Origin of the sequence: Shinella granuli, assembly GCF_004341885.1 — a bacterium.
In the GTDB taxonomy this organism is placed as follows: domain Bacteria; phylum Pseudomonadota; class Alphaproteobacteria; order Rhizobiales; family Rhizobiaceae; genus Shinella; species Shinella granuli.
Map to the genome: position 1 here is coordinate 195,552 of NZ_SLVX01000003.1, position 14,366 is coordinate 209,917.

The 14,366-nt window shown below is 64.7% G+C and carries 13 protein-coding genes; 2 read left to right on the plus strand and 11 right to left on the minus strand.

What is annotated here, in order from left to right:
• Nucleotides 1–5 precede the first annotated feature (5 nt).
• Genes EV665_RS07075 through EV665_RS07095 form a run of 5 tightly spaced genes read right to left on the minus strand, consistent with a single transcriptional unit; the run spans nt 6 to nt 5,547 of the window.
• A complete protein-coding gene (locus EV665_RS07075; protein WP_064331204.1) occupies nt 6–554 on the minus strand; it encodes a sarcosine oxidase subunit gamma in 549 nt (182 codons plus the stop codon).
• Nucleotides 547–3,540, minus strand: coding sequence for a sarcosine oxidase subunit alpha (locus tag EV665_RS07080; RefSeq protein WP_133033551.1), 2,994 nt, complete (start codon nt 3,538–3,540; stop codon nt 547–549). Before EV665_RS07080 ends, EV665_RS07075 begins: the two co-directional genes overlap by 8 nt.
• Nucleotides 3,537–3,881, minus strand: a complete 345-nt coding sequence (locus EV665_RS07085) for a sarcosine oxidase subunit delta (protein ID WP_064331206.1) — start codon at nt 3,879–3,881, stop codon at nt 3,537–3,539. The genes EV665_RS07080 and EV665_RS07085 overlap by 4 nt, the downstream gene beginning before the upstream one ends.
• A gap of 14 nt (nt 3,882–3,895) precedes the next feature.
• Nucleotides 3,896–4,294: a hypothetical protein gene (locus tag EV665_RS07090; protein WP_133033552.1), complete on the minus strand. Its 399-nt coding sequence runs from the start codon at nt 4,292–4,294 to the stop codon at nt 3,896–3,898.
• Nucleotides 4,294–5,547 (minus strand): sarcosine oxidase subunit beta family protein, encoded by a 1,254-nt coding sequence (locus EV665_RS07095; protein ID WP_064331208.1) that lies wholly within the window; start codon nt 5,545–5,547, stop codon nt 4,294–4,296. Before EV665_RS07095 ends, EV665_RS07090 begins: the two co-directional genes overlap by 1 nt.
• Nucleotides 5,548–5,955: 408 nt before the next feature.
• Between EV665_RS07095 and rpsU the strand changes: the two genes are divergently transcribed.
• Both rpsU and EV665_RS07105 read left to right on the plus strand, forming a co-directional pair.
• The gene (gene rpsU, locus EV665_RS07100) at nt 5,956–6,183 is read left to right on the plus strand and encodes a 30S ribosomal protein S21 (RefSeq protein WP_024270893.1); all 228 of its coding nucleotides are present in this window, start codon (nt 5,956–5,958) and stop codon (nt 6,181–6,183) included.
• 223 nt (nt 6,184–6,406) lie between these two features.
• On the plus strand, nt 6,407–7,303 hold the full coding sequence (locus EV665_RS07105; RefSeq protein ID WP_133033553.1) for a tetratricopeptide repeat protein: 897 nt from the start codon (nt 6,407–6,409) through the stop codon (nt 7,301–7,303).
• A 250-nt stretch (nt 7,304–7,553) separates the two neighbouring features.
• On the opposite strand, the gene EV665_RS07110 is transcribed toward EV665_RS07105, so the two are convergent.
• From EV665_RS07110 to EV665_RS07135, 6 genes are all read right to left on the minus strand, one after another.
• Nucleotides 7,554–8,951 carry an NAD(P)(+) transhydrogenase (Re/Si-specific) subunit beta gene (locus tag EV665_RS07110; RefSeq protein ID WP_064331211.1) on the minus strand — a complete coding sequence of 466 codons (1,398 nt, stop codon included), beginning with the start codon at nt 8,949–8,951 and terminating at the stop codon, nt 7,554–7,556.
• Between the two features lie 10 nt (nt 8,952–8,961).
• Complete coding sequence (locus tag EV665_RS07115) at nt 8,962–9,372, minus strand: proton-translocating transhydrogenase family protein (protein ID WP_064331212.1); 411 nt, start codon at nt 9,370–9,372, stop codon at nt 8,962–8,964.
• Nucleotides 9,372–10,526, minus strand: a complete 1,155-nt coding sequence (locus EV665_RS07120) for a Re/Si-specific NAD(P)(+) transhydrogenase subunit alpha (protein ID WP_133033554.1) — start codon at nt 10,524–10,526, stop codon at nt 9,372–9,374. The genes EV665_RS07115 and EV665_RS07120 overlap by 1 nt, the downstream gene beginning before the upstream one ends.
• Nucleotides 10,527–10,613: 87 nt before the next feature.
• Nucleotides 10,614–10,838, minus strand: coding sequence for an aa3-type cytochrome c oxidase subunit IV (locus EV665_RS07125; RefSeq protein WP_064331214.1), 225 nt, complete (start codon nt 10,836–10,838; stop codon nt 10,614–10,616).
• A gap of 231 nt (nt 10,839–11,069) precedes the next feature.
• On the minus strand, nt 11,070–11,843 hold the full coding sequence (locus EV665_RS07130; RefSeq protein WP_064331215.1) for an N-acyl amino acid synthase FeeM domain-containing protein: 774 nt from the start codon (nt 11,841–11,843) through the stop codon (nt 11,070–11,072).
• Nucleotides 11,844–12,019: 176 nt separating this feature from the next.
• The gene (locus EV665_RS07135; RefSeq protein WP_064331216.1) at nt 12,020–14,335 is read right to left on the minus strand and encodes a putative bifunctional diguanylate cyclase/phosphodiesterase; all 2,316 of its coding nucleotides are present in this window, start codon (nt 14,333–14,335) and stop codon (nt 12,020–12,022) included.
• Nucleotides 14,336–14,366 lie beyond the last annotated feature (31 nt).

Consider the following 14,366-nt stretch of genomic DNA (forward strand, 5'->3'; position numbering starts at 1 on the left):
TGCGATCAGAGCCCGGCGTCTTCCGCGCCTTCCGCCAGAAGGCCGAAGGCATAGGGCGAAAACGAGCGCCAGCATTCCACACGGTAGTCCTCTTCGCCGGAGCGGAAGAGCACGATCTCGATCTTGCCGAGCACGGTGCGCGCCGCGGCGCCGACCGGGAAGATCGTGTTGCCGAGATCGAGCGGGCAGGCGCTGGCGATCGCCCCGGCCGCATCCGGGCCGGAAACCAGGATCGCCGTGTTGCGGTGGGAGACATCCGTCGCCGAATGCAGTGCGGAAACACCGGATGCGATGCCCATCAGGTCCGTGCCGTTCTCGTCGATCAGCAGCCACTCGTCCGGGCCGAGCCAGAGCGCGTGACGGCCGCTGACGGAGGCCGAAGTCTTGGGCCGTCGCGGCAGTTCGAGGCCGAAGGCCAGCGAGAGCGTGCCGATGGCATCCTCGCCGGCACGCAGCGAGAGACGGGTCGCGGCAGCGGCGGGCGTGACGCGCGCGCCGGCGGAGCCGCCATGGCGGCCAGCAAGCGGCGCCTTGCGAAGAGCTTGATCAGCCATTGAGGCGTCCTCCTTCCTTGTCGATGAAGACCATGTCGCTGACCTCGACCGCGATGGTGCGGTCGGGCATCGGCACGTAGAGCGTCTGGCCCATGCGCGCCTGGCCGCCGGCGACGAGCGCCATGGCGATGGAGCGGCCGCAGTTTTCCGACCAGTAGGACGAAGTCACGTGGCCGAGCATCTTCATCGGCTTCGGCTCGTTCGGATCGGCGACGATCTGCGCGCCCTCCTCCAGAACCACTTTCGGGTCCTTGGTCAGAAGGCCGACGAGCTGCTTGCGGCCTTCCTTGACGAGGTCCGGTCGCTTCAGGCCGCGGATGCCGACGAAATCCGCCTTCTTCTTGGAGACGGCCCAGCTCAGGCTCGCATCATGCGGCGTGACCGTGCCGTCCGTGTCCTGGCCGACGATGATGTAGCCCTTCTCGGCGCGCAGGACGTGCATGGTCTCCGTGCCGTAGGCGCAGGCGCCGAGCGGTTCGGCGCGCGCCCAGATGGCTTGCCAGACGGCTTCGCCGTAATCGGCGGGGACGTTGACCTCGTAACCCGCTTCGCCGGTGAAGGACATGCGGAACAGCCGGGTCGGCACGCCGCAAATCTTGCCCTCGCGCACGCTCATATGCGGGAAGGCCTCGTTGGAGATGTCGATGCCCTCGACGAGCGGTTCGAGGATTTCACGCGCCTTCGGCCCCTGCACGGCGATGACCGCCCACTGTTCGGTGGTGGAGGTCAGCCAGACCTTCAGGTGCGGGAATTCCGTCTGGAGATAGTCTTCCATGTGGTGCATGACGCGCGGCGCGCCGCCCGTCGTGGTGGTGACGTGGAAACGATCTTCCGCCAGACGCCCGACGACACCGTCGTCATAGACGAAACCGTCCTCGCGCAGCATGATGCCGTAGCGGCAGCGGCCGGGCTTCAGCGTATCCCAGGCGTTTGTGTACATGAGGTTGAGGAACTCGGCGGCATCCGGGCCGACGACCTCGATCTTGCCGAGCGTCGAGGCGTCGAACAGGCCGGCAACATTGCGCACCGTGCGGCACTCGCGGTTGACCGCGTCGTGCATCGTCTCGCCGGAGCGCGGATAGTACCAGGCGCGCTTCCAGTTGCCGACATCCTCGAAGACCGCGCCATGCGCCTCTTCCCAGGCATGCATCGGCGTCTTGCGCGCCGGATCGAAGAGCTCGCCGCGCGAATGGCTGATCAGCGCACCGAAGGTGACGGGCGTGTAGGGCGCGCGGAAGGTCGTGAGGCCGATCTTCGGGATCTCGCGGTTCAGCACTTCCGATGCGATGGCAAGGCCGTGGATGTTGGACAGCTTGCCCTGGTCCGTCGCCATGCCGTTGGTTGTGAAGCGCTTGATGTGCTCGATCGAATGCATGCCCTCGCGCACGGCAAGGCGGATGTCCTTGGCGCAGACGTCGTTCTGGAAGTCGACGAAGGCCTTGACGGTGGTGTCGATCCCGGCCCCCTCGCCGGTGCCTGCCATGCCGCCGGTCCATTCGAAGGCGTTTTCGCCGCGAAGCTCGACCTTGCCGCCGCCCTCATTGCCGGTGGCGCGGGCCATCAGCTCGCCGGCGGCGAGCGATTCCTCGATCGTCGCCTGCAGGCCGTCCGTGCCGTTGCACGAGCCGACCGAGAGGCAATCCTGCGCATAGGTGCCCGGTAGGAAGCGGCCGGAAGCGGCGTCATAGGCGACCTTGCCGCGCGACTGCGAGAAGAGATGCACGGAGGGCGTCCAGCCGGCGGACATCAGGAGCGCATCGACCGGAATGGCGCGGGCCGAGCCGCCACCGTTGCGGACGACCGACATGGAGGAGACGCGGAGCTTGCCCTTGGTATCGACGACCGAATGGCCCGTCAGCACTTCGATGCCGAGCTTGCGAGCCTCGGCGAGAACGGCCTCGCCGGGCTTCTCGCGGTTGTCGACGATGGCGGCGATGGTGACGCCGGCGCGCTTCAGGTCGAAGGCGGCCTCATAGGCCGAATCGTTCGCCGTGTAGACACCGACCTTGCGGCCGACGGCAACGCCGAAATGGTTGAGATAGGTGCGCGCCGCAGACGCCAGCATGATGCCCGGCCGGTCGTTGTTGGCGAACACCATGTGGCGCTCGATCGAGCCGGTGGCGAGGATGACGCGCTTGGCGCGGACCTGCCACAGACGCTCGCGCGGCAGCGTCTTGTCCGGACGCGCGAGGTGATCGGTGACGCGCTCGACGAGGCCGACGAAATTGTGGTTGTAGTAGCCGAAGGCCGTGGTGCGGGTGAGGATGGTGACGTTCTCCATCGCCTCCAGCCTGGCGGCCGTCGCCTGCGCCCAGTCGTAGCCGTTCTGGCCATCGATCTTCACCGACGTGTCGAAATGCAGGGCGCCGCCCACTTCCGGCTGCTCGTCGCAGAGGATGACGCGGGCACCGGCCTCAGCGGCCGCAAGCGCCGCCGAGAGACCAGCCACACCGGCGCCGGCGATGAGCACGTCGCAATGGGCGTAGCGGTTGGCATAGTGATCCGGATCCTCTTCCGTCGGCGCGACGCCGAGGCCGGCGGCACGGCGGATGAAGGGCTCGTAGACCTTTTCCCAGGCCGCCTTCGGCCACATGAAGGTCTTGTAGTAGAAGCCGGCGGCGAAGAAGGGCGAGAGCAGGTTGTTCACACCGCCGACATCGAAGGCAAGCGACGGCCAGCGGTTCTGCGAGGAGACCTTCATGCCGTCGAAGACTTCCTGCACCGGCGCGCGCACGTTCGGCTGGCGGCGCGCGGCGTCGCGGGACACATCGATCAGCGCGTTCGGCTCTTCCGGACCGGCCGAGAGGATGCCGCGCGGGCGATGATACTTGAACGAGCGGCCGACGAGGTGCACGCCGTTGGCGAGCAGCGCGGAGGCGACGGTGTCGCCTTCCAGCGCGTCGAAGGTCTTTCCGTCGAAGGTGAAACGCGCCGTCCTGGCGGGGGTCAGGCGGCCCTGACCGGCAATGCGATTGGCGCCGCTCATTTCGCGGTTCCTTCCGTGGCTTCATAGGTTTCGACGGTCTTTTCGGTGGCGGTCGGCTCGCCGGAAAGGTTCGGCTTCGGCTCGCCCGCCTTGTAGCTCATGACGAACTTGTCGCTCACCGTGTCGCGCGCCGCGTTGAAGAAGCGGCCGCAGCCATGGATATGGCGCCAGCGTTCGAAGATCAGGCCCTTCGGGTTGTCGCGCAGGAAGAAGTAGTCCTGGAACTCCTCGTCCGTGATGTCGGCGATGTTGGTCGGCCGGGCGATGTGCGCGTCGCCGCCATGGCGGAATTCGAGCTCGGAGCGCTCTTCCTCGCAGTAGGGGCAGTAGATCAGCAGCATTTTATCCTACCTGTTTAAAGCTCTGGTCCCGTCACGAACGTGCCCGGGTCCTGGTCGCAAAGTCGCTGGCCCATGGTGACGAAGGGAGCAATCCGGTGCACGAGCTGCTCGACAGTGTCGTAAGGGGCCAGAATGTCGTTCATTCCCAGATTGACGATGCTCATCGCAAAGACGTTCATGTCGAGGTTGAAGGCACGGTTCATGTCGGTCTCATCGGGAATGAAATAGACCGCCCGATTGCCCAGCACCTTCGTGCACCCCAGCATTCCGCCCTTGGCCGAGAAAGGCCATTCCACCTCGCCCGCCGCCCGATGGATCTTCTGGAAACGGAAATCCCCGGCCTCGGGGAAGAGGTCTCCAGCCGGAACGGCACCAGCCGTCATCAGCAATCCGGCGACGAGCGCGCCGTTCATCAGTGGGCCACGGCTGCCGCCGCCGCCTCGTCGATGAGGCGGCCGGTGCGGAAGCGGTCCAGCGTCAGGCCGGCCGCCAGCTTGTGCGGCTCGCCCCTGGCGATGAGGTGGGCGAAGAGATGCGCCGAACCCGGCGTCGCCTTGAAGCCGCCGGTGCCCCAGCCGCAATTGACGAAGAGGTTCTTCACCGGCGTCACGCCCTGGATCGCCGAGCGGTCCGGCGTGTTGTCGGTGATGCCGCCCCACTGGCGCATCATCTTGACGCGGCGGAACATCGGGAAGAGTTCGCAGATCGCATCAAGCGTGTGCGTGATGATCTGCAGGCCGCCGGTCTGGGAATAGGAGTTGTACTGGTCCGTGCCCGCGCCGATGACGAGTTCACCCTTGTCCGACTGCGAGATATAGGCATGCACCGAGTTTGACATGACCACGCAGGGGAAGATCGGCTTCATCGGCTCGGAGACCAGCGCCTGGAGCGGCACGGAATGCAGCGGCAGCTTGACGTCGGCCATGGCCATGATGACCGAGTTGTGGCCGGAGGCCGACACCGCGACCTTCTTCGCGCCGATGAAGCCCCTGGAGGTCTCGACACCCGTCACCGCGCCGTCAGGCCCGCGGCGGATGCCCTTGACCTCGCAGTTCTGGATGACATGCACGCCACGGTCCGAGGCGGCGCGCGCATAACCCCAGGCGACGGCATCGTGGCGGGCGGTGCCACCGCGGCGCTGCAGGGCCGCGCCGTTGATCGGGTAGCGGGCGGAGGCGGAGATATCGAGAACAGGCACGAAATCCTTCGCCTGCTGCGGCGTCAGCCATTCATTGTCGATGCCGTAGAGCCGGTTGGCATGGACATGGCGCTGGAAGGACTGCTTGTCGTGCACGTTGTGCGACAGCATCATCACGCCGCGCGGCGAGTACATGACATTGTAGTTGAGATCCTGGCTCAAACCTTCCCAGAGCTTCAGCGAGTGCTCGTAGATGTCCATGCTCTCGTCATAGAGATAGTTCGAGCGGATGATCGTCGTGTTGCGGCCGGTGTTGCCGCCGCCGAGCCAGCCCTTCTCGATGACCGCGACATTGGTGATGCCGTGCTCCTTGGCGAGGTAATAGGCCGCGCCGAGGCCATGGCCGCCGCCGCCGACGATGATCACGTCATATTCCTTGCGCGGCTCGGGCGAGGTCCATTGCGCCTCCCACCCCTTGTGGCCGCGCATCGCCTCGCGGGCGACGGCGAAAACCGAATATTTGCGCATCCCGTGTCCTCAAATTCCCGCCGGCCCGGCCGGCTTGTTTCCTGCCCCGATAGAAAGCAAATCCTGGCGCGGCGCGCCGTATTCTTTGCGACGCATTCGGGCGCACCTTGTACCACATGCGACATGAGCACCGCCGGGAATTTTGCCGCGGCCTTTCCCGCGGCAACAGCGCATGCGAAGCACCCCCTGTGCGTCGGGGATAAGCATGACGAGAGGCCACCTATACCGCGATTTCCGTGGCTCCTCGCAAATATCCTCAGCCTTCCGACGCTTCAGGCTGGACTTCTGCGCAGGCTTCTGATATCCGACGCCTCAATCGTCAGCCTTCCGGGCTGCGCGAACGTCATTTATTTGCCTGACGAGCGATAGAATCGCCGGGCTAACAACGAACAAAGGAACGGGATTCTCGTGCAGGTACTTGTCCGCGATAACAACGTTGATCAGGCTCTCCGCGCTCTCAAGAAGAAGATGCAGCGCGAAGGCATTTTCCGTGAAATGAAGATGCGCGACTTTTACGAAAAGCCGTCGCAGAAGCGTGCGCGTGAAAAGGCCGAAGCCGTCCGTCGCGTTCGCAAGCTGGCCCGCAAGCGCGCCCAGCGCGAAGGCCTTATCGGCGGTCGTCCCGGCGCCCGTTGATCGGCCGTCTTTTCGACGTTTTCGGATGCAAGACCGGGCGGGGGCGAACATTTCGCCGCCGCCTTTTTTGACGTGACCGGACGTTCTTTCACGGAAGTGAAAGACTTCCCGTGCAATTCCGGGCGCCATCGCTACGCACCTTCGCCGGAATTGCTTTCAAGCGTAGCGTTTTCATCGCGCATGAGGCGCGACAGAAGCCCACTTTGAGGATTCGCACTTGGACATGGCTGCATCTACCGGGTTCCCGACCGACCGCTTCTCCCTCTCGGCTGCCCGCCTGCGCCGCCCCCTGATGGCCGCCGCCGCCGCCACGTCCATCGCGCTTCTGCTCACCGGCTGCCAGTCGACCGCGACGTCGACGGATGTCCTGAAGGTCGAGCGCGCCCAGGGCTCGGAAGAGAACATCTCCTCGCTCTCGGCCGTCATCGCCGCCAATCCGCAGGATCCGGCAGGCTACAACGTGCGCGGTTCCGCCTATGGCCGCGCCGGCCAGCATCGCCGCGCGATCGACGACTTCAACCGCGCCATCGAGCTCAATCCGCGCTTCTACCAGGCCTATGCCAACCGCGCGCTCGTCGAGCGCAGCCAGGGCAACCAGGCACAGGCGGCGAGCGACTACAACATGGCGCTGCAGCTCAACCCGAACTATGACGTCGCCTATATCGGCCGCGGCAACCTCTATCGTCAGGCCGGCCGCCTCGATGACGCCTTCCGCGACTTCAACCGCGCCATCCAGCTCGACACGACCGACCCGCGCGCCTATCACAATCGCGGCCTGATCTACCAGGCACGCCGCCAGCACGACAAGGCGATTGAGGATTTCTCGAAGGCCATCTCGCTCTCGCCGAACTCGGCCGAGCCCTATAACGGCCGCGGCATTTCCTACGCCGCGCAGGGCGACGACGACAACGCGTTCCAGGATTTCAACACGGCGATCAACCTCGACGGCAAGCTCGCCGAATCCTGGGCCAACCAGGCGCTGATCTACGAGCGCCGCGGCGACATGGCCCGCGCGGCGAAATCCTATTCGCACGCGCTGAGGCTGGACCCGAACTACAAGCCCGCCAAGGACGGCCTCGCCCGCACCCGCGGCGCCGCCAGCGCCGCCAAGCCGGCCTGACCGGCGCGAGAGATCGACTACCTCTCCTTCGTCATGCCACGGCTGTGGATCCTCGGGTCAAGCCCGAGGATGACGGGAGAAGAGAGGTAAGCAACATATAAAAAGGGCGCGGCATGCCGCACCGCTTGATAGGCCCCGCCCCTCTCCTCCGTCATCCTCGGGCTTGACCCGAGGATCCACGTTCCGGGCGGGTCACAAACAAAAAGCCCGCGATCATCTCGCGGGCTTTTTGTTTCGGGCTGTTTGCCGGTCAGTGGTTCATCGCCTTGACGATGTCCTCGGTCATCTTCTTGGCATCGCCGAGCAGCATCATGGTGCCGTCCTTGTAGAACAGCGTGTTGTCGATGCCCGCATAGCCGGAGCCGAGCGAGCGCTTGACGAAGAGGCAGGTCTTGGCCTTGTCGACGTCGAGGATCGGCATGCCGTAGATCGGCGAGGACTTGTCGTCGCGCGCGGCCGGGTTCGTCACGTCGTTGGCGCCGATGACATAGGCGACGTCCGCCTGCGCGAATTCCGAGTTGATGTCCTCCAGCTCGAACACTTCGTCATAGGGCACGTTCGCCTCGGCGAGCAGCACGTTCATGTGGCCCGGCATGCGGCCGGCGACCGGATGGATCGCGTATTTCACCTCGACGCCCTGCTTCTTCAGCGTATCGGCGAGCTCGCGCAGCGCGTGCTGGGCCTGTGCCACCGCCATGCCGTAGCCCGGCACGATGATGACCTTCGAGGCGTTCGCCATCAGGAAGGCCGCGTCGTCGGCCGAGCCCTGCTTGACCGTGCGCTGCACGCCGTCGTCGGCAGCAGCGGCCGTCTCGCCGCCGAAGCCGCCGAGGATGACGGAGACGAACGAGCGGTTCATGCCCTTGCACATGATGTAGGAGAGGATCGCACCCGACGAGCCGACCAGCGCGCCGGTGATGATCAGCGCGAGGTTGCCGAGCGTGAAGCCGATGCCCGCTGCCGCCCAGCCCGAATAGGAGTTGAGCATGGAGACGACGACCGGCATGTCCGCCCCGCCGATCGGCACGATGAGCAGCACGCCGAGCGCCAGTGCCAGCACGACGATCAGCCAGAAGTCCATATGGCTTTCCGACAGCGTCAGGCCGACGATGAAGAAGACGATCGCGGCGAGCAGCACGATGTTGATGACATGCCGGTAGGGCAGCATGATCGGCTTGCCGGACATGCGCCCGTCGAGCTTGAGGAAGGCGATGATCGAGCCGGTGAAGGTGATCGCGCCGATGGCGGCGCCGAGCGCCATTTCGACGAGCGCCTGGCCATGGATTTCGCCCACCGCGCCGATGCCGAAGGAGACCGGCGAATAGAGCGCGGCGGCCGCCACCAGCACGGCGGCAAGGCCGACGAGCGAATGGAAGCCGGCGACGAGCTGCGGCATGGAGGTCATCGGAATGGAGCGGGCGATCCAGGCGCCCGCGCCGCCGCCGATGGCAAGACCGAGCACGATGAGCACGAGGCCGCCGAAGGACGGCGTCGCGAGCAGCAGCGTCGTGCCGATGGCGATGCCCATGCCGATCATGCCGAGCATGTTGCCGCGACGGCTGGTCGTCGGATGCGACAAGCCGCGCAGCGCCATGATGAAGAGCACGCCGGAGACGAGATAGAGGAAGGCTGCGAAGTTAGCGTTCATCGGGCCGGCCTCACTTGTCTTTTTTCTTGTACATCGCCAGCATGCGCTGGGTGACGAGGAAGCCGCCAAAGATGTTGACCGAGGCGAGGATCAGCGCCACGAAACCAAAACCCGTAGCAACGCCCGAAAGCGAGATGCCGACGGCGAGCAGCGCGCCGACGACGATGACCGAGGAGATCGCATTGGTGACGGCCATCAGCGGCGTGTGCAGCGCGGGCGTTACCGACCAGACGACATAGTAGCCGACGAAGATCGACAGCACGAAGATCGCCAGGCGGAAGACGAAGGGATCGATCGCCCCGCCGGAAACGCCATGCGCCACGGCGGCGGCCGCGTCCGGCACATATTCGGAGGCGGTGCGCACAGCCTCCACGGCACGTTCCAGATCGGTGATTGCCTTGTCGAGAAGTTCGTTCGCCATCACTTGCCCTCCCCTTGCTGAACGGCGCCGCCGAAGTTCGGATGCACCACGGCGCCGCCGTTGGTCAGCATCGTCGCCTTGACCAGCTCGTCCTCGACATTGACCGAGACCGATTTCGTTTCCTTGTCGACCATGGTCTCCAGGAAGGTGAGAAGGTTCTTGGCATAGAGCGCCGAAGCCGACGCCGCGATGCGGCCCGGCACGTTGAGATAGCCGATGACCTTGACGCCCTCGACCTCGACGACCTTGCCGGCTTCCGAGCCTTCGATATTGCCGCCGCGCTCGACCGCGAGGTCGACGGCGACGGAACCGGTGCGCATGGCCGAAAGCATCTGGCGCGTCACGAGCCGCGGCGCCGGACGGCCGGGAATGAGTGCCGTGGTAATCACGATGTCCTGTTTGGCGATATGGTCGGCGACCAGCGCGGCCTGCTTCGCCTGGTACTCCTTGGACATCTCTTTCGCATAGCCGCCGGCAGTCTCGGCCGCCTTGAACTCGTCGTCCTCGACGGCGATGAACTTTGCGCCGAGCGAGGCAACCTGTTCCTTGGCGGCCGGACGCACATCCGTCGCGGAGACGGCGGCGCCGAGGCGGCGGGCGGTGGCGATGGCCTGGAGGCCGGCGACGCCCGCGCCCATGACGAAGACCTTGGCGGCCGGGACGGTGCCGGCGGCAGTCATCATCATCGGCATGGCGCGGTCGAATTCATGGGCGGCGTCGATGACGGCCTGGTAGCCGGCAAGGTTCGCCTGCGAGGACAGGATGTCCATCGACTGGGCGCGCGTGATGCGCGGCATCAGTTCCATGGCGAAGGTGGTGAGACCGGCACGGCCCATCTCGGCGATGGCCGCTTCGTTGCCGTACGGATCCATCGTGGCGATGACGATGGTGCCGGACTTGTAGGTCGCGATCTCGGCGGCAGTGGGCCGGCGCACCTTCAGGACGACGTCGGCGGCATTCGCCTCGCCCGCTCCCACGATGCGGGCGCCGGCGGCCTCGTAGTCGGCATCCAGGATGCGTGAGGCAAGACCGGCACCGGCCTCCACCAGCACGTCGAGCCCGAGGCCCTTCATTTTCTTGACGGTTTCAACGGAACCCGCGACGCGGCCTTCCGCCGGGTCACTTTCCCTTGCGACAAAAACACACTGACTCAAACCGTGGTCCTCCCCCCGAGACTGGCCGTGTTGGATCACGGCGCCGGGATGGCGCCGCGTGACAAACCGCGAATGCGGCTGTTCAGGTCAACGCAGCAGGAAGTAGCCGACGACGTTGAGAATGATGAGGAGCAGCAGGCTCGAGAAGAAACCGGCGCTCGTGAAGAAGCCGGCGGCCATGGCGATCAGCAGCGCGACGCAGAACAGCGTGCCGTATTTGGCACCGGCGATGAAGAGGTCGTAGGTCTTCTCGTGCTCCGGGTAATCCATCGCAGCGCCCGTTTCGACCGGTCCGGAATGATGTTCAGCCATAGTCTACCTTCTCCTAAGCACCCGCACCCGTGAGCAGAAAGCCCGACCCGACGAGCGCCAAAAACAGATTCCCTCAAGCGTGAAGACACGCGTCTTTCTGGCCATACACAATGGATTGGCAAAGCGCAACGGCAAGGCAGGCAGAGCGTTTCGACCTGTATCGTTTCCGAAACAGAACGGGCCGGTTTCGGAAGAAACCGGCCCGGCATGCGACATCAGGGCGCGGGCGCCCTACCCGGCATAGGCGTTGCCGGAAAGCTGGATCCGCTCGCCGCCGAAATGGGCTCTCCGCGCGGTCGGGCGCACCGTCAGCGGGCTGAACGGCAGGTCGTCGCCGCGGGCGAACATCATGCGGCGCTCATAGGGCTCCGACTTGAAGAACGGGAAGCGCTGGTAGAGCGAGGGCAGCGTCTCCTTGACATTGGTCGCCAGCAGCATCAGGTCGATGATGAACTTGCCCTGGTTGCTCTTCGGCGAAGCGACGAAATCGGCATCGAAGACGCGCTTGTAGAAGGCCGAATGCGCGGGCTTGACCATCTGCACGCAGCGATCCGTCTGGAAATAGTCCGTCGCCATCGTGGCGATGCGCAGCGTCAGATACGGAATGGCCGGCATCTCGCTCCAGATCTCCGGGTCGGCCGCAAGGCGAACCGGGTCGATCAGCGACATGCCCGCGTCGAGGAAGGCATTGATCTCATCCGGGAAGACCTTTCCCGACGAGGTGACGCGGTGCTCGGGCGTCACATGGTGCAGGCGCACCGTCGAGATCAGCCGCTCCTCGTAATAGATGCCGAAGACATAGGCATGGCTGTCGAAATCGACCTCGTCGATGAGGACCGCCTGATCATCGAGATGCATGACGGCACCGGCCTTGTAGGCCTTGTAGCGGATGCGGGCGACATCCTCCATGTCCTCGCCCGTCTCGACCCGGCGGTACTCGATCCTGTCGAGCAGTCCCAGAAGCTTGTCCGAAAAGCGGTTGGTCGCCGTCTCCACGCTGGCCATTGTCCCCGTATCCTCGATTGAAAAACACCGGCAGCCACCGCGCTGCCGTCCTTACAATCGTCGATATAAGACAATTTGTGTAAAATACCATTCATTAACCTTAATAGATGGTTAACGCTAATTTTGAATAAGCTGATATATCGTATCGACTTCACACATTGCGGGAAAAGGAAGGATCAGGCGACGCGGCGGCCGCGGCGACCGGAGGAGGAACCGCCGGATTTGCGGGCGAGCGTGTCGTAGAGATCGCGCAGCGCATCGGGCGACATGGGCGCCGCGAAGACATAGCCCTGCACGAGATCGGCACACTGGTACTTGTTGATGAGCGCGAGCTGCTCGCGCGTCTCCACGCCCTCGATGACGATGCGCAGGCCGAGCTCGCGGGAGAGGTTGACCGTGCCGCGCAGGAGCTTGAAGCGGCGCGGGTCCTCACCGATGTTGCGCACGAAGGAGCGGTCGATCTTGATGACGTCGAGCGGCAGCTGGTCGAGATAGCTGAGGCTGGAATAGCCGGTGCCGAAATCGTCGATGGCAATGGTGATGCCGCGGGCGCGCAGCTCCTGCAGGATCGCCTGCACCTTGACCGGCTCCTCCATGAGGCAGCTTTCGGTGACTTCCAGATGCAGCCGGTGCGGCGCGAGCCCCGCCGCCTCCAGCGCCTCGGCGACGAGGTCGATGATGCCGGTGCCGCGCAGGTCCTGCACGGAAAGGTTCACCGAAACGCCCATATGCGCCGGCCAGCCCGCGCAGTCGGCGCAGGCGCGCATGATCATGAAGCGCGTGATCTCGGAGACGATGCCCATCTCCTCGGCGAGCTGGATGAAGACATTCGGCGGCACCGGGCCGCGCTCGGCATGCGTCCAGCGCGACAGCGCCTCGCAGCATTCGATGCGCGACCCGTCCGGCACGAACATCGGCTGGTAGGCGACGGACAGCGTGTTGCTGGCGAGCGCCTCGCGCAGGTCGTCCTTGAGCTTCTGGCGGTCCATGTAGCGCGCGTCCATCTCCTGTTCGAAGACGGTGACGCTGCCCTTGGCGCGCGATTTCGTCTCGAAGAGCGCGAGATCGGCGCGAATCTGCATTTCCTCCAGCCGGAAATCATCGCTCGACACCATCACGGCGCCGGCGCTGAAGGAGACGAGGAAGGTCATGCCATCGAAATCGTAATTGCCGCGAAGCTGCTCGTGGAAGCGGCGCATGCGCGTTTCGAGGTCGCGGCGGTTCGTCTCGTTGGGGAAGAAGAGAATGAATTCGTCGCCCATCAGATGGCCGGCGAGCACCTTGTCGCCGGCAAGCCGGCGCAGGCGCTCGGCAATGGCGCAGAGCAGCCGGTCGCCGGTGACGTGCCCCTTCATGTCGTTGACATGCTTGAAGTCGTCGACATCGAGCACCATGAAGCCGACCGTACCGGGCTTCTTGCGCTCGCCCAGCGCCTCCTGCACGAGATCGGCGAAATAGGTACGGTTCGGCAGGCCGGTGAGGCTGTCGTAGCGCACCATGTGCAGGATCTTCTTTTCTGCCCGAACGCGCCCCGTCACATCCTCGAAAATCAGCACGGCGCCGCCGTTTTCACGCGGCGAGGCGGTGAATTCGAGATAGAGCCCGTCCGTGACCTGGACCAGCGCACGGGAGCGCTCGCCCTTCAGGAGTTCGTCGAGCTGGCGCAGGATCACCCTGCTCTGCTCGGCATTGAGGAAGGTGTTGCGCACGCCGAACCTGAGGACGACATCGAGATGGCAATCCTTCAGCCGCTCCTGGTTGCCGAGATGCAGCAGCTCGCAGGCCCGGCGGTTGGCGACGAGGATGCGATGATCGGCATCCAGCATGAACAGGCCGTGCGGCATGTTGTTGAGCGCCGTGTCGAAACGGTCGGCGATGATGGAGACCTCACGCGTCGCCAGCACGTTCTTGTAGAGGAATTCGCGCACGCCGTTCGCCATCATGCGCGTCGTCATCACGAAGGGCAGGATGAGCACCGCCAGCACCGCGTGGTAGAAATCCTGCAGGCCCAGGAAGCCGACGACCATGGGGAAGCAGGCGGAGAAGGTCATGTAGTCGACGGCCCGCTTCGAGCCGCAATTGCGCCCGACGACGGAGACCATGGTGGCGAGCGTCACCGCGATCGTGGCAAGCTCGGCAAAGCTGTCGCGGCTGAAGAGCAGGCTGTAGCCGCAGGAGGTGCCGAGCGCCAGCGTCGTGCCGACGGCACCGAGATTGTACCAGTTCTCCCAGTAGCGGATGCCGTCCATGTCGAGCGCCGCATGGTCCACCCGGTCGAAATGGCGCATGCCGACGGCGCGCAGCGACCAGATGGCGACGACAAGGCCGCTCCAGATCAGGAAAAAGGGGTCGGATGTCTTGGCGTAGACGAAGGAGAACGTGATGACATGCGAAATCATGCCCACGAAAAGGGTCTGGCGGTTCCCGTACAGCGAGCTGACAAACGACAGATACACATCAGCCGGCAGTGTGTTTTGACCCTTATCCTTCATGGACTCGGCACTCCCTATGACACGAGAGGGT